Origin of the sequence: Leptothrix discophora (genome assembly GCF_030705305.1) — a bacterium.
Lineage (GTDB): Bacteria > Pseudomonadota > Gammaproteobacteria > Burkholderiales > Burkholderiaceae_C > Sphaerotilus > Sphaerotilus discophorus.
This window is the reverse complement of the sequence record NZ_JAUZEE010000001.1, coordinates 37,939-63,032: the sequence shown is the minus strand read 5'-3', so window position 1 is coordinate 63,032 and position 25,094 is coordinate 37,939. Positions and strand designations below refer to the sequence as shown.

The following is a 25,094-nucleotide window of genomic DNA, read 5'->3' as shown; positions in this document are numbered from 1 at the left end:
GGACCGGCCGCCGACGTCCCTGCTTGTCACCGCCCCTGGGCGGTCGCACCCGGCAGTTCCACGGAGGAGTGCTGTCATGTTTGCCCACATCCTGCTGCCGACCGACGGTTCGAAGCTGTCCGAAGGCGCGGTGTTCAGAGGCATCGAGCTGGCGCGTCAGTGCGGCGCGCGGGTGACCGGCCTGTACGTCGCGCCGGAGTTCCACATCCTGACCTACCAGGTCGACGTGATCGAGGACACCGAGGCCACCTGGGCGGCGGATCGGCGGGCCCACGGCGATCGCTTCCTGGCCTTCATCGCCCGCACGGCGGCCGAGGCCGGGGTGACCTGCGAGACGCTGATGGAAGTCAGCGATCACCCCTATCAGAAGATCTGCGGCGTGGCCGAACAGCGCGGCTGCGACCTGATCGGCATGGCCTCGCATGGCCGCAAGGGCATGGCCGGGCTGCTGCTGGGCAGCGAGACGCAGCGGGTGCTGACGCACTCGCGCACGCCGGTGATCGTCTGGCGCTGATGGGGTGTCGCGGCGCTGGGCCGGTGGGTCCGGCCGCGTCGGGCAGGGCCCTGCCCTCGCCCGACGCCCAACCCTAGAATCCGGCCGCTTCAGCCCCGCCGCCACGCGTCCGCCCGGACGTCCGCCCCATGCACGCCCCCATGCACGCCACGCGCCCCGTCCGCAGCCAGTACGAAGACTTCATGCGCCATGTGCGCGACCACGGCGTGGCCAAGGGTGACCGCACCGGCACCGGCACGCGCAGCGTGTTCGGGCACCAGATGCGCTTCGATCTCACCGAAGGCTTTCCGCTGGTGACGACCAAGAAGGTCCACCTGAAATCGATCATCCTGGAACTGCTGTGGTTCCTGCGTGGCGAGCGCAACGTGAAGTGGCTGCAGGACCGCGACTGCACGATCTGGGACGAGTGGGCGGCCGACGATGGCGACCTGGGCCCCGTCTACGGCGTGCAGTGGCGCAGCTGGCCGACCACCGATGGCGGCTCGATCGACCAGATCGCCGAGGTCGTCCAGACCCTGCGCAGCAACCCGGACTCGCGCCGCATCATCGTCAGCGCCTGGAACGTGGCCGACCTGCCGAAGATGGCGCTGATGCCCTGCCACGCCTTCTTCCAGTTCTACGTCGCGCCGGCCACCGAGCCGGGCGGGCGCGGCCGGCTCAGCTGCCAGCTCTACCAGCGCTCGGCCGACATCTTCCTGGGCGTGCCCTTCAACATCGCCAGCTACGCGCTGCTGACCCACATGCTGGCGCAGCAGTGCGACCTGGACGTCGGCGACTTCATCTGGACCGGCGGCGATTGCCACATCTACGACAACCACGTCGAGCAGGTCGAGACCCAGCTCGCGCGCACGCCCCACCCCTATCCGACGCTGCACATCCGGCGCCGGCCCGGGTCGATCTTCGACTACGCCTTCGACGACTTCGAGGTGCGCGACTACCTGCACCACCCGGCCATCAAGGCCCCGGTGGCGGTCTGATCGGCCGAGCACCGGACCGACCGCGATGCATCGCCCCGAACTCGTGCTGATCGCCGCCGTTGCCCGCAACGGCACGATCGGCGCCGACAACCAGCTGCTCTGGCACCTGCCCGAGGACCTGGCCCATTTCCGCCGCCTGACGATGGGCCAGCCGGTGCTGATGGGCCGCAAGACCTGGGATTCGCTGCCGGCACGCTTCCGGCCGCTGCCCGGTCGCCACAACATCGTGCTGACGCGGGACCCGCACTGGCGGGCCGAGGGCGCCAGCGCCGTGACCACGCTGGACCAGGCGCTGGCGGTGGCCGGCGATGTCGAGCGGCTCTTCGTGATCGGCGGCGCGCAGCTCTATGCCGCCACGATCGACCGGGCCGACCGGCTCGAACTCACCGAGGTCGACCGCGACTTCGACGGCGACGTGCATTTCCCGCCGCGCGACGAGGCCGACTGGGTCGAGTCCTCGCGCGAGGCGCACCACGCCGGTCCGCCCAACGACTTCGGCTATGCCTTCGTGAGCCTGCGCCGGCTCAGGCACTCGCTGCGCTGAGTGGCTCGGCGGGCTGGCGGTCGGTCCGCGCGGTACACGCGGTCAGCGCGGTCCGCCCGACCAGCCAGTCCGCCAGCGCGGGTGCCGGCATCGGGCGGGCGTAGTGGTAGCCCTGCAGCTCGTCGCAGCCGGCCGCGCGCAGGGCCTGCGCCTCCAGCTCGCGTTCGACGCCCTCGGCCACCACGCGCAGGTCCAGCGTGTGGCCCAGGCCAATGATGGCCTTGACGATGGCCAGGTCGCGCGGGTCGTCGAGCATGTCGCGCACGAAGCTGCGGTCGATCTTGAGCAGGTCGATCGGGAAGCGGTTGAGGTAGTTGAGGCTCGAATAGCCGGTGCCGAAGTCGTCGATCGCCAGCCGGATGCCGAGCTGGCGGATCGCGTGCAGCGTGCGCAGGTGGACCTCGGCATGGTCCATCAGCGTCGATTCGGTGATCTCGATCTCCAGCTGGCCCGGCGGGATCGCGTGCTGGCGCAGCGCCTCGGCCAGGCGTTCGAGCAGGTCGGGCGCACTCAGCTGCACCGCCGACAGGTTGACCGACACCGTCAGCGGCTGGGCGCCTTCCCGGCCCGGCTCGGTGGCCATGCCCGGCACGCCGGCCGCGCGCCACTGGGCGATCTGGGCACAGGCCGTGTCGATCACCCAGTTGCCGATCTCCACGATCAGGCCGGTCTCCTCGGCGATGGGCACGAAGCGGTCCGGCCCGACCGGGCCGAGCACCGCGCTGTGCCAGCGCAGCAGCGCCTCCATGCCCATCACGCCGACGCCGTCGACCGCCATGCGCGGCTGGTAGTGCAGGCTCAGTTCGCCGGCCGCGACGGCGTGGCGCAGCTGGGTCTCGATCTGCAGGCGCTGCTGGGCGCGCTGGTTCAGCTCGGGCGTGTAGAAGTGCGCCCCGTCGCGGCCTTCGGCCTTGGCCTGGTACATGGCCACGTCGGCCAGGCGCATCAGCTCGTCGAGGTCGTTGCCGTCGTCCGGGAAGACCGACACGCCGACGCTGCAGGAGACGTGGAGCTCCGCGCCCTGGACCGCATGCGGGCGCCGCACCAGCGGGATCAGGCGGTGCTCGACCACATGGCCCAGTTCGTCGACGTCGGCCACGCCGTTGAGCACCACGACGAACTCGTCGCCGCCCAGCCGGCTGACGGTGTCGCCGGCGCGCACCGCCTCGGTCAGGCGCTGCGCGACCGAGCGCAGCAGGCCGTCGCCCATGTGGTGGCCGAGCGAGTCGTTGATGTTCTTGAAGCGGTCCAGGTCGATGAACAGCACGCCGACCTTCTGCCCCGTGCGGCCGGCCTGCTGGATCGCCAGGCGCAGCCGCTCGCGGCACAGCGCGCGGTTGGGCAGCTCGGTCAGCACGTCATGCTCGGCCAGGAAGCGGATGCGGCGCTCGCTTTCCTTGCGGTCGGTGATGTCGATGGTGGTGCAGACCCAGTGCGACACGTCGCCGGCCCGGTCGCGCACCGTGCTGGCCAGCAGCCAGGCCGGGAAGTCGCCGCCGCCACGCCGGCCGATGCGGACCTCGCCCTGCCAGCTGCCGCGCTGGCGCAGCACGCGGGCGACGCCTTGCCAGGTGCGGGCGGCCTGCTCGCCGCAGAACAGCTCGGCCGGGTCGCTGCCGATCAGGTCGATCAGGTCATGGCCGGTGCCGTGGGTCAGCGCCCGGTTGGCGGTCAGCAGGCGCTGGCGCTCGGCGTCGACGATGAAGATGCCCTCGCCCGAGGTCTCGAAGACCTTGGCCCACAGCTCCAGCCGCTGCTCCAGCTGCTTGAGGTGGTTGATCGGCGCGAGCGCGGTCAGCACCGCGTCGCGGCCCTGGAAGGTCATGCGGCGGGCCGACAGCACCGCCCAGGCGGTGTCGTGCGGGGCGCGCCAGTGGACCTCGAACTCGTCGACCGCATCCCTGTCGTGCAGGCCCTGGAAGAAGCGTGCGCGCACGCCGGCATCGAGGCAGCGGGCCCAGGGATCGTCGTCGCCGTCGCCGATCCAGGCCCGCGCCGGCGTGTTCGCATGCAGCACCTCGTGGCCCGGCACCGCCGTGACCAGCAGGGCCACCGGCAGGGTCTCCAGCAGGCTGCGCTGGGCTTCGGCGGCGCGCTCGCGGGCGGCCATCTCCTTCTGGCGCTCGCGCTCGCCGTCGAGCTGGCCGAGCATGTCGTGGAAGGCGTCGATCAGCCGGCCGATCTCGTCGCGGCTGTGCCACTTGACGCGCACGTCCAGGTCGCCGGTGTGCCGCACCGTGTCGGCCAGGTCGGACAGGCGGCGCAGCGGTCGGGCGATCTGGCCGGCCACGAAGCTGACCAGGCCGAAGATGCACAGCAGCAGGAACAGCGCGGTGCCCAGGTGCAGCCACATGCGGCCGAACAGCGCGTCGATGCGCCGCTGCAGCAGGCCGTCGAGCGCCGCCAGGTCGTTCTGCCAGGCCTGGTCCAGCGCGGCCAGCAGCGCGTCGCGCGAGGCCAGCATGGCCGGCCGGCCGGTGTCGGTCATGCCGGCGTCGACCCAGGCCCGGGCCTGGACCCGGAATGCCTCGATGCGTCCCTCCAGCGCCAAATGGACCGGCCGCAGCTCGCCGACCAGCTGGGCCGTGCCGGCCGCGTAGGCCTCGTCGTGATCGGTGCGCAGTCCCTTGCGGACGGCATCGAGCCGGCCTTCCAGCACCAGGTAGGTGCTCAACAGGTCCGCACCACGCCCCATCGAAGGGCGCTCGACGATGCCGTGCACCACGTCGAGCAGCTCCGGCATGCGCAGCACCACGATCGACATCGTGTAGTAGCTGTCGAGGTCCGGGTCGAGGATCAGGTTGGACTGGTTGCCCAGCCGGGTCAGCAGGTCACGCCCCAGTTCGAGCGTCTGCCCTGCGGTCGGCGGCGGCACGCCAGGCAGCAGCTCCGGCTCGGCCCGGCTGCGCAGCGCCGCACCGAACAGGCCGGCCGCATCGGTGCTGCGCATCGTCGCGTCGTGGCGGGCGGACGCCGCCTCCAGCCGAGCCAGGTGCAGGGCCAGCTGCGCCGGCGGGGCCGCGCCGGCCACGTCGACCAGCGCGTCGGCCACCACCGCGACGTAGGCGCTGCCGACCAGTTCCTTGCGCGCGAAGTCGATCGCGAGGTACTTCTCGTTGATCAGGAAGCCGGCCACGTAGAACACCGAGCTCAGGTCGAGCAGGTAGATCAGCATGAGCTTGCGACCGACCGTCAGGCGGCCGACGAGTCGGGCCAGCAGGGTCAGCATCGGCAGGCGTGTCCTGGCTTCGGGTGGGCGAGGTGCATCCGGCCAGCCGCGCAACTTCCGGACCTGCGGCGCGACATCGATCAGCCTGCGAAGGAATGCCGGCGCGCGATGGGTGCGGCGTCGCGCAGGGCCTGCCAGGCCGGCCCGTGGTCCTGCGCCTCCCCGCGGTCGGAGAAGTACGCCGTCAGCGCCGACAGGTAGAAGTCGCGGCCGGCCGATGCCGACTCGTCCAGCGCGATCATGTTCTGGCGCAGGTCACGCAGGCTGACCCTGGAACTGCCGCCGGTCGCCGCCAGCCAGGCATCGACCTGTTCCGGCCGCGAGATCGACAGCGCCAGGTTCAGCGCCACGGCCCGCGCCTGCAACTCGGCATCGACGCCCGCGCGCGTCAGCCAGCCGCCGGCCTTGATGAGCCGGAAGACGTTGACGTAGCGCAGCACCTTGCGCGGCGAGCCGCCGGTCCAGGGCAGGAAGGTTTCCAGCGCGGCGGTCTCCGCCGGGCTCAGCGTGACGTCGGCGGCGGCGACCGCCTGCACCGGGTCGGTCGGTCCGGGAACGTCGGGCTGGCCGGGTGCGACGTCGGACGCGCCCGGGCCGGGCAGGATGCTGCGCAGGTAGCGCAGGCCGGCGTCCGGCGCCATCGGCGGCAGCCAGCAAGGAATCTGGAACACCTTCTCGAGGTAGTCGGCCGGACGCGCGCCGCCGGGCCTCGGTGCGGACGCCGCGCCGGCATCGCCTGCGCCGGACGGTGCGCCCGGCCCGCCCAGCGCACCGGCGTACTGCCGCTGCAGGGCCTGTTCGACCCAGCGCACGTCGACCGCGACGAAGACCACGAACAGCCGGAAGGCCAGCAGCATGTGGACCGCCTGCAGCACCTCCACGACCTTGTCGAGCGGGCAGCGGTCCAGGTCGTCGATGTAGAGGATCACGCGCCGGAACGGCACCGCCACCGCGTCGACCGGTTGCCGCAGCACCTCGAAGGCGGCCCGGTCCTCGTCGGTCAGCACGTCGGCATGGTCGGCCAGCAGGCGCTCCAGCGCGGCGTCGTGGCGCAGGCCGCCGTCATTGCCGTCATTGCCGTCATTGCCGTCATTGCCGTCATTGCCGTCATTGCCGGTCCCCACCTCCCGCACCCCCTGCAACTCGGCCGACAGGCGCTCGAAGTCCTTGCGGATGGTGGCGATCAGGCCGAGGTGGCGGGCGTAGTCGCCATCGGTCGCGCGGGCCCGCACGAAGCGGATCAGGCGGCCGGCCGGCGTGTCGCCGCGGAAGTCGGCCACCGCGTCGGCCAGCCGCTCGGTCGACGTCGCCAGATGGGCCCGCGCCGCATCGACGCCGGCCCCGGCGCGGTCCAGATCGGCCTGGCCTTGCGCGCGCTGCTGCTCGATGCCGTGCTGCTGGCGGCGGATCGACGCATCGATGGCCGCATGGGCCTGGTCGATCTGGTCGAAGGCCGCCCGGATCGGTGCCAGCAGCCGGTTCGCCGCCGCCGCCAGCACGCCCAGGGCGGTCGTGACCGCCGTGACGCCCTCGCCCAGCGACGGCACCTTCATCCAGCGCGTGGCCTGGTCCAGCAGGACGTGGACGAGCACCGGCGCGGCCAGCACCAGCGCCAGCAGCAGCAGCACCCGCCGCGGGCTGCCCAGCTGGACCAGCAGCCCGCGCAGCAGCAGGCGGCCGCGCCGCGACTGGTCGACCAGCTCGCCGAACACCGCCGAAGACTGCCGCGCCGAACCGACCAGGTCGGCCAGGCCGGCACCCTTCGCGGCCGTCTCCAGCCGGGTCCAGGCGGCCTGCACCTCGTCGGCCGGACCGCCCTGGCCGCCGATCGCGGACCTGAAGGCCTCGGCATAGGTCGACGGGGCCGTGCCGACGCCTGGCAGCAGCGCCTGCAGGCGGGCCTCGGCGGCGGCCAGCGCGTCGCGCGCCTGGGCCTGTTCACGCCGCCGCGCGACCAGCTCGCGGGCGGCTTCGAGCGTCAGCTCGCGCGCGGTCGACAGCCGCGACAGCAAGGACGCGGCCGGCCGCCCCGGCCGCCCCGGCTGGGGCGGATCAGCGGCCGCGCCATCCAGCGTCGTGAAGATGTGGTCGACCAGGCTGGCCCACAGGTGCGTCTCGGCGTAGTGCCAGGCGTTGAATCGGATCTGGACGATCTGGCCCTGGAAGAAGCGCGCCGGATCGGCCTCCGGCGCCTCGCGCGTGGGCACGCCCCGGTCCAGCCGGGCGACGTGGTCGTGGATCAGGCGCATGAAGAAGGACTTGCCCGAGCCCCAGGCGCCGAAGATGCCGACCGCCAGCGGCGGCTCGAAGTCCCGCGCCGCCGCCAGCCGCGCGAAGGCACGGGCATCGGCCTCGACGTCGAGCTGGTCGCTCAGGGCGTCGCGCCAGGGATCGTCGTTGTGCGGGCGGACCAGGGAGATGCCGGCCGGCAGTTCCGCAGGCGGGGCCATCTCGGGCGGGGGAGGCTTCAAGGTCGAGGCACCGAAATCGACGCGGGCCTCGGCCACCGACGACAGGGGCGGCGGGGGCGACAAGGGCGACAGGGGCGACATCGGCTCGGCTGTTTCCGGTCGCTGGGCCTTCACCGCCGCCTTCTTCACTGGCCGCCTCGCTGGCGCAGGCGACGGCGGCCTCGCGGCAGGGGCCGGAGGGGCCGGAGGCGGCGGACGGGATGGCGCGTCGGACATGCGGGTCCTCTTCCGGGAGACCCTCGCACGCTAGCGCCGGTCGGGGCATCGCGGCACATGCCGGCGTCGCGACAAGGGTGGTGCGCGTGAGCTTGTGCACCGCACCGACGGGTCTGGAAAGAATCGCTTCAATGGACATGGCGACCGGTCATCGCAAGGATATGTAAAACCTATTCGACCGGGACGATCAATTCCTCAAGACTATGACCTTTCCTGTCCAGCCAACCCCGGAGCAGACCATGAGCAGTCCCGCGCAATGCCCCTTCCACGCCGCCGGCGCCCGCACGACCCATGCGGCCCGCTCGAACGCCAGCTGGTGGCCGAACCAGCTGAACCTGGCCATCCTCCACCAGCACACGCCCGCGTCCAGCCCGATGGATGCCGGCTTCGACTACGCCGCCGCCTACGCGAAGCTCGACCATGCCGCGCTCAAGCGGGACCTGGCCGCGCTGATGACCGACAGCCAGGACTGGTGGCCGGCCGACTGGGGCCACTACGGCGGCCTGTTCATCCGCATGGCCTGGCACAGCGCCGGCACCTACCGCACGGCCGACGGCCGCGGCGGCGCCGGCAGCGGCAACCAGCGCTTCGCGCCGCTCAACAGCTGGCCCGACAACGGCAACCTGGACAAGGCCCGCCGCCTGCTCTGGCCGATCAAGCAGAAGTACGGCAACGCGCTGTCCTGGGCCGACCTGATGATCCTGGCCGGCAACGTCGCGATGGAGACCATGGGCTTCAAGACCTTCGGCTTCGGCGGCGGCCGGGTCGACGTCTGGGCGCCCGAGGAAGACGTCTACTGGGGCGCCGAGCAGCAGTGGCTCGCCACCAGCGACCAGCCCGGCAGCCGCTACCGCGGCGACCGCGAGCTGGAGAACCCGCTCGCCGCCGTCCAGATGGGCCTGATCTACGTGAACCCCGAAGGCCCGGACGGCAAGCCCGACCCGGTGGCCTCCGGCCGCGACGTGCGCGAGACCTTCGCCCGCATGGCGATGGACGACGTCGAGACCGTCGCGCTGATCGCCGGCGGCCACACCTTCGGCAAGGCCCACGGCGCCGGTGACCCGAAGCGGGTCGGCCCCGAACCCGAGGCCGCGCCGGTCGAGGCCATGGGCCTGGGCTGGATCAACAGCCACGGCAGCGGCAAGGGTGCGGACACCACGACCAGCGGCATCGAGGGCGCCTGGAAGCCCAACCCGACGACCTGGGACATGGGCTACTTCAAGGTGCTGTTCAAGTACGAGTGGGAACTCGTCAAGAGCCCGGCCGGCGCGCACCAGTGGCAGGCCAGGGACGTCGCCGACGAGGACATGATCCGCGACGCCCACGACCCCAGCCGCCGCCACCGGCCGATGATGACGACCGCCGACCTGTCGCTGCGCTTCGACCCGGCCTACGAGAAGATCTCGCGCCACTTCCTGGCGAATCCGGACGCGTTCGCCGACGCCTACGCCCGCGCCTGGTTCAAGCTGACCCACCGCGACATGGGCCCGAAGGTGCGCTACCTCGGCCCCGAGGTGCCGGCCGAGGACCTGATCTGGCAGGACCCGGTACCGCCCGTCGACCACCCGCTGATCGATGCCGCCGACGCGGCCGCGCTCAAGGCCCGCGTGCTGGCCGCCGGCCTGGGCGTCGCCGAGCTGGTGTCGACCGCCTGGGCCTCGGCCTCGACCTTCCGCGGCAGCGACAAGCGCGGCGGTGCCAACGGCGCACGCATCCGGCTCGCGCCGCAGAAGGACTGGGCCGTCAACCAGCCCGAGCAGCTGGCACGCGTGCTGGCCACGCTGGACGGCATCCGCGAGACCTTCAACGCCGCGCAGACCGGCGGCAAGCAGGTGTCCCTGGCCGACCTGATCGTGCTGGCCGGCAACGCCGGCGTCGAGGCCGCCGCGAAGGCCGCCGGCCATGCGGTCGAGCTGCCGTTCCGCCCCGGCCGCACCGACGCCAGCGCCGAGCAGACCGATGCCGCGTCCTTCGCGGTGCTGGAGCCGCAGGCCGATGGCTTCCGCAACTGGCGCCGCGCGGCCTTCAGCCTCTCGCCCGAGGCCATGCTGGTCGACCGGGCCCAGCTGCTGACCCTCAGCTCGCCCGAGATGACCGTGCTGGTCGGCGGCCTGCGCGTGCTCGGCGCCAACGTGGGCGGTGCGCGCGAAGGCGTCTTCACCCGCCGGCCGGGCCAGCTGACGCCGGACTTCTTCGTCCACCTGGTCGACATGGCCACCGAATGGCAGCCCAGCGGCGACAACGCCTACATCGGCCGCGACCGCCGCACCGGCCAGCCGGTCTGGACGGCCACCCGCGTCGACCTGGCCTTCGGCTCCAACTCGCAGCTGCGCGCGATCTCCGAGGTCTACGCCCAGCGCGACAACGAAGCCAAGTTCGTGCGCGACTTCGCGGCGGCGTGGACCAAGGTGATGGAGCTGGACCGGTTTGACCTGAGGTGAACCAGGCCCGGCTCACCTCAGCCCCGCCACGACGCCCTTCGTCACCTCGTACAGGGCCTTGTACTGCGCGAACCTCGGCGTCAGCCGGGCGGTGATGGCGGGGTCCGGGACGATCTCGCGGCCGGGGCGGACCCAGCCGGCGAGGTCGGACTCGGCCAGCAGGCCGGCGGCGCGGCCGGCGAGGAAGGCGTCGCCGTAGCAGGCGCCGATCGTCACCTCGGGCAGCACCTGGGTGCGGCCGGTGATGTCGCTGACGATCTGCAGCCACAGGCCGCCATGCGACGCTCCGCCGCCGACCGCGACCACGCGGCGCACCGGCGCGCCGATGTCCTCCAGCGTCTCAAGGTTGTGGCGGATGCCGAAGGCGACGCTCTCCAGCACGGCGCGGAAGACATGCGCCCGGCTGTGGGCGAGGCTCAGGCCGGCGATGACGCCACGGGCATGCGGGTCGTTGATCGGCGTGCGCTCGCCGCTGAAGTAGGGCAGCACCAGCAGGCCGTCGGCCCCCGGTGCGATGGCGGCGGCGGCCCCGAACATGGCGGCGTAGGCGGCCTCGACATCGCCCTGCTCGCGCACGAACTCGTCGCAGAACCAGCGCGTCAGGCTGCCGGTGGTGGCCATGCCGGCGGCCAGGTTGCAGCGGCTGGGCGTCGCGCCCGAGACGGTCCAGACCCGCGCATCCGGCGTCGGGCGGTCCTGCACCAGCACGAAGAACGTGGTGCTGCCGTACATCAGCATCAGGTCGCCGGGTTCGGTGACGCCCACGCTGATGGCCTCGCTCAGCGCATCGACGGCACCCACGGCCACCGGCGTGCCGGCGCGCAGGCCGGTCCAGGCGGCGGCCTCGGGCGTGACCTCGCCGGCCCGCTCGGCGCACCAGCCGGGCCCGGGCAGGCGACGGCCCTGCAGCAGCTCGACGGCGGGGCCTTCCGTGGCCCAGCGCTCCTGCGCGGCATCCCACATCGGCATCCAGTGGCTGGCGGTGTGGCGGTCGATGCGGTGCTCGCCGGTCAGGCGCAAGACCAGGTAGCTGCTGGCGGTGGCCAGGGTGCGGGTGGCCGCCCAGACCTCGGGCTCGTGACGCTGCAGCCACAGCACCTTGGGCCCGATCGCCTGGCTGGTGAAGGCCATGCGGCTGTGCGCCAGCAGGGTCGCGTCGCCCCATCGCCGTTGCAGCTCGTCGACCTCGGCGCTGGCCCGCACGTCGACGCCGTAGAGGATGCCCGGCCGCAGCGGCCGGCCGGCCTCGTCCAGCGGCAGCAGGCAGGGCCCGATGGCGCTGACGGCGACGCCGCGGATGGCGTCGGCCTGGAACTCGCCGTCGTCCAGCATGGCGTGGCAGAGCCGGCAGAGGTCCTGCCACCAGACCGCGTCGGCGTCCTGCTCGACCTGGCCGGGCGCCGGCTGCGACAGGCCGTGCGGCACCGCGCGCGTGCGCAGGATGCGGCCGCCCGGATCGGTCAGCGTGGCCTTGCTGCTGTAGGTGCCGATGTCGATGCCGAGCAGGAGGTCGGTCATGGGGATGTCCTCGCGTCCACGGTGGAACAGCCATCGTGACATGCGATCCACGGCCGCGACATCAGGCCCTGACCCGGTTGTCCCGGTCGCGGTGGACGGCGGCATGTCGGCGGCATGTTGGCCTTGGGCGTCCCCTGGCTTGACGTCGCATCCGTCGTCCTTCAAACTCCAGTCCTCTAGAGGACCATAGGTTTAGAGGATGCGACTCGTCGACACCGAACCCGGCCAGAGCCGGTATGCCGCGCTGGCATCGGCCATGCGGGCGCGCATCGTCGCCGGCGAATGGCCGCCCGGCAGCGCGATCCCGGCCGAACAGACGCTGGCCGCCGAACATGGCGTGGCGCTCGGCACCATGCGGCGGGCGCTGGACCTGCTGGCCGAACAGGGGCTGCTCGAACGGGTCCACGGCCGCGGCACCTTTGTCCGGCAGGGTCTGAGCGGCGCGCCGATGCTGCGCTTCTTCCGCTTCGGCGCGGACGAGCGGGAGGCGCCGCGCTCGCGCATCCTGGCCCGCGACGTGCTCGCCGCGCCGGCCGAGGTGGCCCGCGCGCTGGCGTGCGGACCGGGTGAGCCCGCGCTGCGGCTGAAGCGACTGCGCTCGGTGGGCGGGCAGCCCGCCCTGCTGGAAGAGATCTGGTTGCCGCTGCCGGCCTTCCAGGCGCTGGCCGACGGCGACGCCGCCGCCTGGGGCGACCTGCTCTACCCGCTCTATGCCGAACGCTGCGGCGTCCACGTGCACCGGGCCGTCGACACGATCGGCTTCGGCAACCTGGGCGCCGCCCAGGCACGGGCGCTGCAGCTGCCGGCCGGCCACCCCTGTGCCCGCGTGCAGCGCCAGGCCTACGACCTGGCCGGTCGCTGCGTCGAATGGCGCACCACCCGAGGCGATGCCCACGCCTTCCACTACACCGTCTCGATCACCTGAGGATGCCGATGAACACGACGAACTTCCATCGCCGCCGCAGCCTGCTGGCAACGGGCGCGGCCCTGCTCGCGGCACCGGTGGGCCGGGCCCTGGCCGCCGCTGACATCGCCGGTGGCAAGCCGATCTCGCTGGTGGTCAGCTACCCGGCCGGCGGCGGGGCCGACGCGATGGCACGCCTGATCGCACCACGCCTGTCCGACGCGCTGGGCCAGCCGGTGGTGGTCGACAACAAGCCCGGCGCCAGCGGCACGGTCGCCGCCGGCCAGGTCGCCCGCGCCACGCCGGACGGCGCGACGCTGCTGCTCGATGCCTCGTCGTTCGCCGTCAACCCGGCCCTGTTCGACAAGCTGCCCTACGACACCGCGACGGCCTTCGCACCGCTGGGCGTGCTGGCGCTGTTCCCGAACGTGCTGGTGTGTACCGCCAGCTTCGAGGCCCGATCGGTCGCCGACGTGCTGCGGCTGGCCCGCGCCCGGCCTGGCACGCTGGCCTACGCCTCGTCGGGCAATGGCTCGGCCCAGCATCTGGCCGGGGCGATGTTCGAGGCCATGGCCCAGGTCGAGATGTCGCACATCCCCTACCGGGGCGGCGGCCCGGCGCTCAACGACGTGATCAGCGGACAGGTGCCGCTGTTCTTCGCCAACGTGGCCTCGTCGCTGGCGCACATCCAGTCCGGCAAGCTGCGGCCGCTCGCGGTCACCTCGCGGCTGCGCTCGCGCGTGCTGCCGGCCGTGCCCAGCCTGGACGAGACCGGCCTGAAGGGCTACGAGGTGCTCGAGTGGAACCCGGTGCTGGCGCCTGCCGGCGTGCCACCCGCCGTGCGCGCCCGGCTGGCGGCCGCGATCCGCAAGGCCATGGACGATCCCGAGGTGCTGGGCCGCATCCGCGCCCTGGGCGGCGAGGTCTTCGGCGGCGGCGAGAAGGAGGCCGAGACCTTCCTGCGCGCGCAGCAGGGCCTGTGGGCCCGCATCGTGCGCGAACGGCGCATCACGCGCGAATGAGCGCAGCCGATCCCACGCCGCGTCCGCCACCGGCAAGCCCGGCCGGTGGCTGGGACTGCCATGTCCACGTCTTCGACGCACAGGCACCGGTGCGGCCCGGCCACTACCGGCCGCAGCACCGGACGCTGGCCGAGATCGAGGCCCAGGCCGGCGCGCACGGCATCGGTCACCTGGTGCTGGTCCAGCCCAGCGTCTACGGCACCGACAACTCGGTGATGCTGGCGGCGCTGGAGGCCGAGCCGGGTCGCCACCGGGGCGTCGCGGTCATCGATCCGGAGGCGAGCGATGCCCTGCTCGATCGCCTGCACGCGGCCGGCGTGCGCGGCGTGCGCCTGAACCTCGTCTCGCCGGCAGGCCATGCGGGCGACGTGGCGTCCGAGCTGGCACGCCTGGCCCCGCGCCTGCGCGAACGTGGCTGGCACCTGCAGTGGTACGTGCGGGCCGACGACCTGCCGCGGCTGGTCGGGTGGCAGGCCGCTTGCGGGCTGCCTTTCGTGCTCGATCACCTGGCTGGCCTGCAGGCGCAGTTGCCGGCCTCGCACCCGGCCTGGGAAGCCGCCCGGTCGCTGGCCGCGCAGGGCGCCTGGGTCAAGCTCTCGGGCTGGTATCGGCTGGGCGCGACAGCACCCTATGACGCGCTGCATGCGCACCTCCAGCGCGTCGCCACGATGTTCGGGCCGCGCTGCGTGTGGGGCTCGGACTGGCCGCACACCAGCTTCCCGGCCGACCGCCTGCCCACGTATCGATCGAACCTGGCGCCCATCCACGACGTGCTGGGCGACGCCCTCTCCGACGCGATCCTGCGCCGGCATCCCCTCCACCTCTACGACCCAGGACCACCATGAACCCCCACGACATGAGCCTCAACCGCCGCGCATGGCTGGCCCGCAACGCCGGCCTCGGGGCCGGCCTGGTCTTGCCCAGCCTGGCCCCGGCGCAGGGCACGGCCTGGCCGTCCAAGGCGATCCGTTTCGTCGTGCCCTTCGCACCGGGCGGCAGCAGCGAGATCGTCGCGCGCACGACCGCCGTGGAGCTGGGCAAGGCCCTGGGCCAGTCGGTCTTCGTCGACAACAAGCCCGGCGGCGCCGGCAATGTCGCGATGCAGGAGGTCGCACGTGCCGACGACCAGCACACGCTGATCCTCGGCCACATCGGCACGCTGGCCGTGAACCCGTACATCTTCGACAAGCTGCCCTATGACCCGGTGAAGGACTTCAAGCCGATCTCGTTGCTGGCCAAGGTGCCCAGCCTCTACCTCGTCAGGCCGGACCTGCCGGTGAACAACCTGCGCGAGTTCATCGCCTACGCGAAGAAGAACCCGGGCCGTCTGAACTACGGCTCGGCCGGCAATGGCAGCGCCGGCCATCTGGCGATGGAATACCTGAAGATGGCCAGCGAGACCTTCATCCTGCACGTGCCCTACCGCGGCACCAGTCCGCAGCTGACCGATCTGCTGGCCGGCCGACTGGACGCCGCCTCGGTCGGCGCGCCGGCCGTCATGTCCTTCATCAAGGCCGGCAAGCTGCGCTGCATCGCCACCGGCACGACCACCCGCATCGCGCAACTGCCCGATGTGCCGACCGTTGCCGAGCAGGGCTACCCCGGTTTCGAGATGACCCAGTGGTATGGCCTGCTGGCACCGTCCAGCCTGCCCGCGGCCGCGATCGACAAGCTCGCCGCGGCGGCCACCTCAGCCGTCCGGCAGCCCGCCGCGACCGAGAAGCTCAGCGCCGACGCGGCCATCGCGGTCGGCGGCACCCCGGCCGAGTTCGCCCGCTTCATCGCGGCGGAGCAGACCCGCTGGAAGGCGGTGGTGGCCCGCGCCAAGATCAAGCCGGACTGACCGGGTTGCTGCCCGATCCCTGGCGGAGGCGTGCTGCGGCCGAGCGGGCCCGGACACGCGTCAGGCGGGCCCATGCCCTCACCTGAACGATGGGCGTCGGCCATCCCACATCGAGAGGACGGTGCTGCCACGGCCTGCATCTAGAGTGGAAACCCAAGGACAACTTTTCCACCGGGGAGCCGCATGCCTACGCTGTCGGTCAACTGGGCGCAGGCTGCGCTCGAAGCGGTTCGCCACATCGGCGTCGTCGGCGTCGTCGGCGTCGGGGCCGAGCGCAACAGGATCGGCCCGCAATGGGCGGGCGTGAAACCCTTCGCGCTCGCGTCGGCCGGGCAGTTCAGGCCGTCGGCGCCCTTGCCCATCACCTCGCAAGGTTTTCTGGACCAGGCCAAGCACGTGGTGGCGGTGCAGGACGGCCTGAACGTGAGGCAGAAGGTGACCGCCGAGTACTGGGCAGACGGCCCCAGCTCCGAGCTGCCGCCCGGGCACTGGGAACTGTTCGCCGCCATCGTCTCTGCGCGCGACAGCCACACGCTGGAGCAGGACGTGAAGATGTTCTTCGCCCTGGCCAACGCCATCCACGACGCGGCCATCGCGGTGTGGGAATGCAAGCGCCACGACGACCATGTGCGGCCGGTCACCGCCATCCGTCACCTGTTCCGTGGCAAGCGCATCCGTGGCTGGACCGGCACCACCGAGGCGACCATCGACGGCGAGGCGTGGCGGCCGTACCAGGTCAGCACCTTCCCGACGCCGCCGTTCCCGGAATTCGTGTCGGGTCACAGCGGCTTCTCGGCCGCCGCGGCCGAGGTGCTGCGTCGCTACACCGGCAGCGACGCCTTCGGCGGCAGCTACACCCAGCCCGGACCCCTGCGGGTGGAGCCCGGCCTGGCCAGCGCGGCAGGCACCACCCTGAGTTGGCGCACCTTCAGTGCAGCGGCGGACGAGGCCGGTGAGTCACGCCTGTATGGCGGCATCCACTTCTACGAAGGCAATGCCGCCGGGTTGGCACTGGGTCGCAAGGTGGGTGCCCTCGCCTTTGAACGCGCACAGGCGCACTGGAGTGGCCGGCCCTGAAGCGTCGTCGGTGCTGCGGCACCGACGGCACATGCCGCACCGCAGGGACCTGCGCAACGCCAGCCGCCGACCCGGCGTTCCGACGAACCACGCACGCAGGAACGGACGCGCAGCGGGCCGCCTGCGGCGCTGACGCGCCGCAGGCGGCCCGATTCAGGCCAGCGGCTTGAGCAAGCCTTGAATGCGCTTGTGGTCGGCCGTCCACTCACGCACGAATTCGCTCATCGCCTTGCCCGTGCCATCGGCCGCCAGCTTGTCGACCTGCTCCCGGAAGTCGCCACCCAGTGGCTTGCCAACCGTGAGTCGGGCCCGCATCTCGGTCGCCCATGGCAGGGTCGCACGCACGATGCCGCCGAGCACCTGGTCCTCGATCGCCGCCAGTGGCGGGCAGCTCAGGCAAGGCTCGGGCGGCGGCCAGGGGATGTCGCCCCTGGGTGGGCGCACTTCCAGGTCGAACAGTTCAAGTCGATGCCTGGGCTCCAGGAGTTGGAACCAGTCGAACAGCCACTGCGTGACCCAGCAGGGACCGTACAGGCGCACCAGGTGGCGCTTGAAGCCAGTGCCCAATTCACGCACCGTCAGCCGCGGCGAGAACTCCTGCAGCCCCAGATAACCGAGCTGCGCGATCACCAGGTCATCGAACAGGCAACGCGTCGATGTGCCGGGCGGGTTCAGCCACACCGCCAGATTGACGAAGTAGCGCCGGATCTTGGACCAGGTCTCTCCGTTGGCGACGGCCATGTTGTCGATGTTGATGTTCATCCAGTGGTGCCACGTCGAATCGACCGCGACGCGCCCACGCTGGGCGCGGTGGCCGTCGTAGACGCTGATCATGGGGAAACGCGCCCGCGCCGGCTGGTAGCCCTTCTCGAAGTTCACCGTCGCGCCGCTGAGCGTGCTGCCGTAGGCAATGACGAGCGGCCGCACCGGACTGCCGTCGGCGGCATCGGGGTATTCGGGCTGGGCCCCGCTGCCGTCGAAGTCGTAGCTGCCGCCTGCGGCGACATCGGGCGTGTCCACGCACAGGCCTTCGTGGGCATGGTCGGGCATGACGTCGATCGGGCCCAGTGTCGGGTGGCAGAGCACCGGGTGCGGTCGAGCGAGCCGCCGGAGATAGCCCAGCCGGATGGACGACCAGACCGTCCACTGGATCGGCTGCACCGTCAGGTCCTCCTGATCGACCGCGTTGCCCAGGGGTTCCGTGCCTGGGCGCAGCGTATCGATGCGGTCGGGACCGCCGATCGGTGGCACGCCGTCGGCGTTCGTCCAGCGTCGCATGGTGCGCACGCGAGGGATGCGGTGGCACATCGACGCGCCGAGGTAGTCATGGTCGCCGGTGGCGAAGACGCCGCCCTTGTGATGGTCCATCCAGTGGCTGAGCACGGCCAGCTCGGCGTCGCTGGCCGGAAAGGCGCTGGCCTGCAAGATCCGACCATCGTCGAGACCCGCGTTGTCGGGCTTGAAGCCGAAGCACCACACCTGCCGGTATTGGTGCAGCACCGGCGTGACGCCGTCGACCTGCTTCATGTCGAAGCGGAAACCCGTGTAGCGCGCACCGGTGCCGTCGGGCACCGCGACGATCCGGGAGGGCAGCGCATCACGTCGGGCGATGTCGACGTCGAAGCGCATGCAACCCACGCGGGCCGCGCGGATCTCGTCGATCACGCGCCGGATGCCGAAGCCCACGCCCGGCGTGGTGGAGACCTCCGAGTCCACCACCACGAGGATGCGCACCACGGTGCCAAACCGGATCTTCTCCAGATGGTCCTTGAGGCTGGCGCGGTGCAGATCGGGAACCGATGCCGCACGCAGGATGTCGTCGATGTCGATCATGGGGCTGCTCCTGGCTGGCGCACGGTCGACAGGACCATGCGATGACGTCGATCGTGCTCGCCGAAGGGCTGAGGTCGCATCACCAAGGTGACGGACGGTGCGACCGGAGGGCCGGGCGGGTCGCCGCACCATGCGTGGTCGCTGCGCCCTCAATGTTGCCGATGACACACCGGAGCGGTCGGCCCGACAGTGCGTTCTCCAGGACCCCGCCCGCTGGCCGGTGGCCATCCGCAACCGATGACGATGAGGACTCTTGCCTTGAACCCACGATCGGATCGGCAGCATGGGCGCATCCACCTCGGAGCTTGGTTCCTGGGGACCATGCTGGCCGCGTCGGTGGCGGCCGCCGGCGATGCGGCCTCGCCGGTCGACACGAAGGCCTGCGACTGCGTCACCGCAGCACGGCCCGTGACCCGCACCAGCAGCTCGGCTCGACCAGCAGGTTCGGCAGGTCCGGCAGTCTCTGGCCGTGCAGGTTGCGCGACGCCATCGGTCTCACCGGCGGCTTCGTCTGCACCGACCGCGCTTGCCACCGCCGTCGCGGCATCCAGCGCTGCCGCCGTCGCCGCAGCCACGCACGCTGCATCGACACCAGAGAGCATGGCAGCGAGCACGGCAGCGGGCATGCCGCCGTCCAGACGCAGCAGCCCCGGCCTTGAACTGGCGCTGCGCCAGCAGCTGGCACGGGAAGCACATGCCCAGTGGGCTCGCCAGCTGGCGCTGGTGCTGGGCGGCGGTGCCGTGGTGGCCGGCCTGGCCGCTGGCATCGAGGCCCGCCTGCGCGAGGGGCTGCGTTTCCGTCGCCATTGGGGCGGCTTCGGTGGCGCGGACAGCGGCTGGCGCGTCTCGCCCGCGCTGGCGTATCTGCTGGTTTGCGGCGTGCTCGCCGTCGTGGCGCTGATGCTGACGATGGAGGCGGCCCGGGTTACCGAAGAGCCGTACAGGGTGGCGGATGAGCCGGCCACCGAGCCGGCCACAGGATCAGGCCATGAGCCTGCCGTCAGGAAGAAGGTCTAGGTCATGCCGGTCCGCCTCAAGCGCATCGCCGAGCCGCTCAGCACGGCAGCCCGTACCGATACACCGCCGCACCCCCGCCTGCGGCCGATCGAATCCGTCATCCTGGCCCCGTCTCAAGCGGCCAGTGTGCTCAGCCACGAGATGACGCGCTACTGCGATGGCCTGGTCCGCGGGCGCTCGTTCCTGATCGCCGGTCATCGCGGTGCCGGCAAGACCACGATGGTCGACCACGTGATCCTGGATCACCAGAAGCAGGCGCTGCGCCATGAGGTGCGCTACAAACCGCTGCCGGTCTATGTACACGGCCCGCTGATCTTCGAACCCGGTGATGGGCAGGCAGGCAGTGCCGAGGGCATCCAGCAACGCGCCTTGATCCAGGTGGCGCAAGCCCTGCACCAGGCGGTCGCCAAGGAATACAGCGATCGTTTCCACCTGTTGGCCAGGCAGCGACATGAGCGGAGGGCCGCCGATGCCGATGAGTTGGCCGAGCTGGCCGCGCGGTTCCAGATCGAGCTGCCGGAGGCCCCGCCCGCCGCACGACTGGCGGACTTCTGGCGGGTCGCGGGTGCCGAACGCGACGGGGTGCTGTTCAACGCCGGGCACCTCCTGGGACCGCAGCAGGGACTGCGCGAGATGGTCGCGCTGAGCGGCGTCAGCCATGTCTACCAGCGCATTTCCGGCAAGCTTGAAGAGAGCGAGACCCAGGGCAGGAGCCAGGGCCGCAAGCGCGAGACGCAAGGCGGTGTCGACCTGCGCTGGGTCGAGCTGGTCAAGCCACTGAGCGCGCTGACCGCCGGCGGTCTTGCCGGCGGCGCCACCGTCGCGGCAGGACATCCGCTGGCCGCCCTGTGGGTCGGCATCCTGGTCGCGTTCGGGTCCGGGATGATGTTCAAGGTCAACACGACCACGTCGTTGAACCAGGAACGCAAGATCGACCGGACCTTTCTGCCCGACCTCAGCACCAAGACCCTGCATCGGGTGATGCCCGAGTTGTTCGAGCGCCTGCTCGCCGCTGGACTGGCACCGGTCTTCGTGGTCGATGAACTCGACAAGGTCGATGACCTGTACGACCACATCCACGAGTTGCTGGACACGATGAAGAAACTCTTTGCGGAAAGGGCCTTCACCTGCCTGCTGACGGACCGCGGCTTCTACGAACAGCTGCATGTGCGCGAGGAACAGGAGCGCGCCGGCGCCCTGGCGGTGCGCTGATGTCCCAGCCCGCAGCGTCGCCTCGGCGGTCGGTCTACGGCCGCAACTATTCCTACTTCTCGCACCGCATCTTCGTGGTGTACATGCCCGAGGAGATGCACAAGTACCTCGACGAGCGGCTGGAACTCGTGTCCGCCACCGCAGGCGAGTCGACCACCGAAAGCGATCGGCTCGACAGGCAACTGGTGCGCTGGGTGCTGCTGCAGCGCTCGCAGCTCAACGCCCTGGCCTTGAACCGGCTGCTGGAATCCTGGCGCGGCGCCGACGACCTGCTGGCGATTCCGCCGGGTCTGCGTTCGGATCCGCAGTACCTGATGGACATCACGCTGCAGGTGGCCCTCGAGCTCGCCTTGGCCAGCGCACAGCAAAGCCCGATGCTGCACAGCCGGCCGCGCCTGTTGATGGCCCTGATGGACGCGGCCTACTTCCTGTCGCGGCAGCGCCTGGAGGTCGACCGCCGGCCCGGATCGGACACGACGGCGGCGATCGATCTCTCCAGCAACGGGCTGGATGACTTCCGGCGCTACCTCGTGCAGCGCATGAACCTGGAGGAAGACCGCCACGAGACCCGGACCGAGCAGCAGCCCGCGACGATGCCCACCGTCCCGCTGTCCGACGAGGAGGTGAAGTGGCTGCTGGGCATCGCCGCCGGGGTCGCCAGGACCTTGACGCCGGCCTGCAGCAAGGCCGAGATCGAACGGCGCTGGCAGCGCGACGTCGCACCGCGATGGAAGAAGCTCGGGCTGGCCGACCCGGACCAGGCGCTGTTCGACGCCCTGCTGGTCGGCGACAAGGCACCGCTGAGGGAAGAGGAGCTGGCAATGGCAACGACAGCGGCAACGACCGACGCGCGCTCGGGGCCGGCGTCGGCGCACCGGGTGGGCAGCCTGCGCTTCCGTTGGCGCGAGTCGGCCTTCCCCCGATCGGCGTGGCATGCGTCGCTGGACATGATCGTCGCCACCAGCCGGCCGGCGCTGCGCTGCATCCGTGCGATCGAGGGCACCGTGCGGCGTGCCATGTCGGCCGCTGCGCGGCCCGGATCGACCACCCCCGCGATGCCCTGGCGCCCCCTGGAAGACCTCGCCGACCGCTACCGGCTGCTGCCGACAACACCATCGTGGTCGAGCGTGGCGCAGGCCATCGACAACCTGCAGCGGGCTGCCCGGGGATTGGGTTCGCTCGAAGAGGTCTACCGCGACGCCCAGATGGTGCGCAGCTACGCCGACATGATCTGCCGCGCCGAAACCGCCGAGGTGGTGCACCGCGCCCTGCATCTGGCCGCCTTCCTGGCCGGCATGCGGGCAGGTTGGGACAGCGTGCCGCCCGGGCCGCAGCCGACGCCATGGCCCGTTCCTCAGGCGGCCCGCCTGCCCTCGTTGGCCGACTGGGAACAGGCCCTGTCGGTCCTCTCCAACGGCCTGCGTTGCAACGAGGTCGACCTGCCGGAACTGACCCACCGGCTCAAGGCCCTCTGGGGCGATCTGATGGACATGCCTCCCCCCATCACGTCGCCATCCATCGGCCGCAGCGAGCCCGTGGTCGTCCGTCGGCCGACATTGGCCTCTTGGCGCCAGCCGAGGGGCCGTTCGCTGCCGGAACAGACCGGCTTGGCCAGCGGCGCGGGACGTGAGGCGGTCACGGCCATCCACGTTCAGCAGCACGCCTTCGGACGACTGGCCTGGCGCAGCGCCGTCGAACGTGCGGCGGCTGGGACCGAACCGTCAACGGTCGCACCCGCGGCTGGGGGTGCGGAGGTCATCTGCGAGTTGCTCGGGTTCGGCCCGGCCTTGTACCTGCCGTTGCGCCCCGAGCGTGCCACCCTGAGGCAATGGACGCGGGTGGCGGCACACGCCCTGCGCGAGTCCCCGCCATCGATGCAAGAAGCCTGGGACGACGAACTGCGCGAGCAACTGTTGATGCGGGCGCTGGAGCGGCTGGGCCTGCGGACGCTGGACCCGGCCTTGCAGGACGACGTGGTCAAGAAGCTGCGCAACGTCACCATCGTCCTGCGCGGCAAAGATGAACGCCTGAGCCCCATCGTCGGGATGAGCAACAACTGGCGCCTTGCCATCGTGGTCGGGCCTCGTCATGCCTCGATCACCGAGGGCTGGCCGCTGCCGCCGCGCGAGGGCCTGGTGCTGGCCGTTATGGATCACGAACTGGATCTGCTCGACCGACTGATCGATGCCCTCAAGGTCGGGCCGCTGCCGGTCCAGCCGCTGCTGGCCACCGAGCCGCTGCCCAAGGCCAGCGTGTCGCGGGTCGAGCAGTGGGTCAACCGCCGCTTGGTCGAACCGCCGCAGCGGCTGTGGCTCACCCGCTCGTCCCAGACGATCGATCAGCACCCGCAGCTGGTCGATCCGAAGTCGGCCGATGAACTTTGGGACGCCACCACGACCTCACCGCCGACCGCGCGCTGATCGTGCCGTGACGGTCGGGCGCGCGGAGCCGAGCAAGGCTGAGGCTCGGTTCAAGCCCGAGCGCCACCTTCGCGTCGACATGGCTCCAGGACCCGCCCCGGCCAGTGGCCCACTGGAAGTGGCAGACGCGGCAGATGGCGGGCAGTGCCACGTCGAGGTCGGCCAGCCTGGCGTACCAGCGCAGGCCGTCGCGCCGGACTTCCGTCGCCCCGAAGACCGACCGCGACCTCCGCATGGGATGGTTGGCGGTCATGAAGGACTCAGACCTTGCCGGCAGCGGACCGGATCACGGCACGCACGTCGTCGAGCGCGTCCACCGGCGCCAGCGCGCCGTAGTGGCCGATGACGATGCCGGCCAGCCGCTGTCCGATGCGGCAGGCCTGCGACATCGGCAGTCCCACGAGGCGGCCCGCCAGATAGCCGGCGTTGAACGAATCCCCGGCGCCGGTGGTGTCGATCACGTGGTCGATCGGTGGCGTGGGGAAAACCTCGCGCCGCCCGGACCAGGAACAGGCCACATCCCCGGCCCCGTTCTTGACCACGATCTCCTGCACGCCGGCCTGCTCCAGCCGGCTCAGCGTGGCCTGCGGGTCCGCATCGCCCCACAGCGCCGCCTCGTCGTCGAAGCTGGGCAAGGCGATGTCGACGACCGCCAGGATTTCCTGCATGGCGGTCTTCAGCTCGGCCGGATCCGGCCACAGGCGAGGCCGCACGTTCGGGTCGAAGGACACCACCGCGCCCGCACGGCGGGCCTCGCGCAGGGCCTGCAGCAGATGACGCCGACCGGTCGCGCCGATCACCGCCAGCGTGATGCCGGAGACATGGATCAGGCCGCAGTCGCGCGTCGCGGCCCGCAGGCCGTCGAGGTCGTCGGCCAGCCGGCGCGCGGCCGAGGTGTCGCGCCAGTAGCTGAAATGGCGCTCGGCCCCGGTCAGGTGGATGACGTAGAGGCCGAGGCTGCGGTCGGCCGCACGCACGATCCGGCGGGCATCGAGGTGGCTGGCCTCGATGAAGGCCAGCAGCTGGTCCGAGAACAGGTCCTGGCCGACGTGGGTGTAGTAGCCGACGCGGTCGGGTGCATCGCCGGGCTGGCTCAACAGCTGAGCCAGGTACCAGGCGGTGTTGAGGGTGTCGCCGGCAAAGCCGCGGCGGTAGGTGTCGCCGCCGGTGGACGCGAACTCGACCATCGCCTCGCCGATGCCGAGCACGTGTCGATGCGACCAGCGCCGTGTCTGGGAGTCCGGTGTCATCGCGTCACTCCTGCACGTTGGTGTCGTCGATCGGGCCGAGGCGGCGCTGCGGCACCTGGTCGCCCTCGGAGGAACGGAGGGTGCGGGTGCCCCGGCGGCCACCACCGCGGCCACCACCGCGGCCGATGCAGATGTCCAGCGCACTCAGCCAACGGGCTTCGTCCAGGGCCGATCAGCTCCTCTGGCAAGGGCTCGGGCCTTGCCTGGGAAGGACGCGACGCGATGTGCTCGGTGCAGCGCCTGCCGAAGACCTGGCCGTCGTTCCGCGCCGCACCGCCGGGGCGCGTGACCCCGTGGGTGCCGGCCGCCTCGCCCACCGCGCAGCAGCCGGCCAGGCTCTTGCGGTCCCAGATGTCCACGGCGATGTCGCCAATCATGTGCGGGTTGTTCATGGCGAAGGGCAGCGGCTCCGGGGTGATGCCGAACTTGTAGCGCTTGTCCAGCTCGATGGACAGCGGGTTCATCCGGCGCAGCCGTTCGATCGGCGTCGGCAGCAAGGCGCCTGTCTTGTGCAGGTGGGCGACGACATCGTCGTCGAGCCGCACCAGGTCGATCAGGCCGGAGCCGATGACCAGCAGGCCACCCCGCCGCACTTGTACGATCTGA

The 25,094-nt window shown here is 71.3% G+C and carries 18 protein-coding genes; 12 read left to right on the top strand and 6 right to left on the bottom strand.

From position 1 onward, the window contains the following. Positions 1-76 precede the first annotated feature (76 nt). The 3 genes from Q8X39_RS00275 to Q8X39_RS00265 all read left to right on the top strand — a co-directional run bounded on the left by Q8X39_RS00275 (position 77) and on the right by Q8X39_RS00265 (position 2,035). Positions 77-514 (top strand): universal stress protein, encoded by a 438-nt coding sequence (locus tag Q8X39_RS00275; protein ID WP_305747628.1) that lies wholly within the window; start codon positions 77-79, stop codon positions 512-514. Between the two features lie 140 nt (positions 515-654). After that, the gene (locus Q8X39_RS00270) at positions 655-1,491 is read left to right on the top strand and encodes a thymidylate synthase (RefSeq protein ID WP_407067951.1); all 837 of its coding nucleotides are present in this window, start codon (positions 655-657) and stop codon (positions 1,489-1,491) included. A gap of 25 nt (positions 1,492-1,516) precedes the next feature. Continuing rightward, positions 1,517-2,035: a dihydrofolate reductase gene (locus Q8X39_RS00265; RefSeq protein ID WP_305747626.1), complete on the top strand. Its 519-nt coding sequence runs from the start codon at positions 1,517-1,519 to the stop codon at positions 2,033-2,035. On the opposite strand, the gene Q8X39_RS00260 is transcribed toward Q8X39_RS00265, so the two are convergent. Together Q8X39_RS00260 and Q8X39_RS00255 are read right to left on the bottom strand one after the other, a co-directional pair. Continuing rightward, the gene (locus Q8X39_RS00260) at positions 2,016-5,264 is read right to left on the bottom strand and encodes a bifunctional diguanylate cyclase/phosphodiesterase (protein WP_305747625.1); all 3,249 of its coding nucleotides are present in this window, start codon (positions 5,262-5,264) and stop codon (positions 2,016-2,018) included. The two genes, Q8X39_RS00265 and Q8X39_RS00260, sit on opposite strands and share 20 nt — an antisense overlap. Before the next feature lie 80 nt (positions 5,265-5,344). Continuing rightward, the gene (locus tag Q8X39_RS00255; protein WP_305747624.1) at positions 5,345-7,714 is read right to left on the bottom strand and encodes a P-loop NTPase fold protein; all 2,370 of its coding nucleotides are present in this window, start codon (positions 7,712-7,714) and stop codon (positions 5,345-5,347) included. Positions 7,715-8,190: 476 nt separating this feature from the next. Between Q8X39_RS00255 and katG the strand changes: the two genes are divergently transcribed. Further along, on the top strand, positions 8,191-10,392 hold the full coding sequence (gene katG / locus Q8X39_RS00250; RefSeq protein ID WP_305747623.1) for a catalase/peroxidase HPI: 2,202 nt from the start codon (positions 8,191-8,193) through the stop codon (positions 10,390-10,392). Between the two features lie 12 nt (positions 10,393-10,404). Here the strand turns inward: katG and Q8X39_RS00245 are convergent, their stop codons facing one another. Beyond that, positions 10,405-11,910, bottom strand: a complete 1,506-nt coding sequence (locus tag Q8X39_RS00245; RefSeq protein ID WP_305747622.1) for an FGGY-family carbohydrate kinase — start codon at positions 11,908-11,910, stop codon at positions 10,405-10,407. 199 nt (positions 11,911-12,109) lie between these two features. Here Q8X39_RS00245 and Q8X39_RS00240 point away from each other — a divergent pair, with 199 nt between their 5' ends. From Q8X39_RS00240 to Q8X39_RS00220, 5 genes are all read left to right on the top strand, one after another. After that, positions 12,110-12,835 carry a GntR family transcriptional regulator gene (locus tag Q8X39_RS00240; RefSeq protein WP_305747621.1) on the top strand — a complete coding sequence of 242 codons (726 nt, stop codon included), beginning with the start codon at positions 12,110-12,112 and terminating at the stop codon, positions 12,833-12,835. Positions 12,836-12,843: 8 nt separating this feature from the next. After that, a complete protein-coding gene (locus tag Q8X39_RS00235) occupies positions 12,844-13,836 on the top strand; it encodes a tripartite tricarboxylate transporter substrate binding protein (RefSeq protein WP_305747620.1) in 993 nt (330 codons plus the stop codon). After that, positions 13,833-14,681, top strand: a complete 849-nt coding sequence (locus tag Q8X39_RS00230; RefSeq protein WP_305747619.1) for an amidohydrolase family protein — start codon at positions 13,833-13,835, stop codon at positions 14,679-14,681. The genes Q8X39_RS00235 and Q8X39_RS00230 overlap by 4 nt, the downstream gene beginning before the upstream one ends. Beyond that, complete coding sequence (locus Q8X39_RS00225; RefSeq protein WP_407067941.1) at positions 14,678-15,679, top strand: Bug family tripartite tricarboxylate transporter substrate binding protein; 1,002 nt, start codon at positions 14,678-14,680, stop codon at positions 15,677-15,679. Before Q8X39_RS00230 ends, Q8X39_RS00225 begins: the two co-directional genes overlap by 4 nt. Positions 15,680-15,862: 183 nt before the next feature. Further along, entirely contained in the window at positions 15,863-16,756 is an 894-nt protein-coding gene (locus Q8X39_RS00220; RefSeq protein WP_305747618.1) for a vanadium-dependent haloperoxidase, read from the top strand. A gap of 153 nt (positions 16,757-16,909) precedes the next feature. Here Q8X39_RS00220 and Q8X39_RS00215 read toward each other — a convergent pair whose 3' ends face one another. Continuing rightward, positions 16,910-18,874 (bottom strand): hypothetical protein, encoded by a 1,965-nt coding sequence (locus Q8X39_RS00215; protein ID WP_305747617.1) that lies wholly within the window; start codon positions 18,872-18,874, stop codon positions 16,910-16,912. A 315-nt stretch (positions 18,875-19,189) separates the two neighbouring features. On the opposite strand from Q8X39_RS00215, the gene Q8X39_RS00210 reads away from it, so the two are divergent. From Q8X39_RS00210 to Q8X39_RS00200, 3 genes are read left to right on the top strand one after another with little or no spacing between them, the layout of a single operon-like run. Beyond that, positions 19,190-19,606 carry a hypothetical protein gene (locus Q8X39_RS00210; protein WP_305747616.1) on the top strand — a complete coding sequence of 139 codons (417 nt, stop codon included), beginning with the start codon at positions 19,190-19,192 and terminating at the stop codon, positions 19,604-19,606. A gap of 3 nt (positions 19,607-19,609) precedes the next feature. Continuing rightward, positions 19,610-20,818: a P-loop NTPase fold protein gene (locus tag Q8X39_RS00205; protein ID WP_305747615.1), complete on the top strand. Its 1,209-nt coding sequence runs from the start codon at positions 19,610-19,612 to the stop codon at positions 20,816-20,818. Continuing rightward, positions 20,818-23,238, top strand: coding sequence for a hypothetical protein (locus tag Q8X39_RS00200; protein WP_305747614.1), 2,421 nt, complete (start codon positions 20,818-20,820; stop codon positions 23,236-23,238). Before Q8X39_RS00205 ends, Q8X39_RS00200 begins: the two co-directional genes overlap by 1 nt. A gap of 260 nt (positions 23,239-23,498) precedes the next feature. Here the strand turns inward: Q8X39_RS00200 and Q8X39_RS00195 are convergent, their stop codons facing one another. Beyond that, the gene (locus Q8X39_RS00195; RefSeq protein ID WP_305747613.1) at positions 23,499-24,488 is read right to left on the bottom strand and encodes a sugar kinase; all 990 of its coding nucleotides are present in this window, start codon (positions 24,486-24,488) and stop codon (positions 23,499-23,501) included. Continuing rightward, entirely contained in the window at positions 24,485-25,081 is a 597-nt protein-coding gene (locus Q8X39_RS00190; RefSeq protein ID WP_305747612.1) for a hypothetical protein, read from the bottom strand. The genes Q8X39_RS00195 and Q8X39_RS00190 overlap by 4 nt, the downstream gene beginning before the upstream one ends. Positions 25,082-25,094 lie beyond the last annotated feature (13 nt).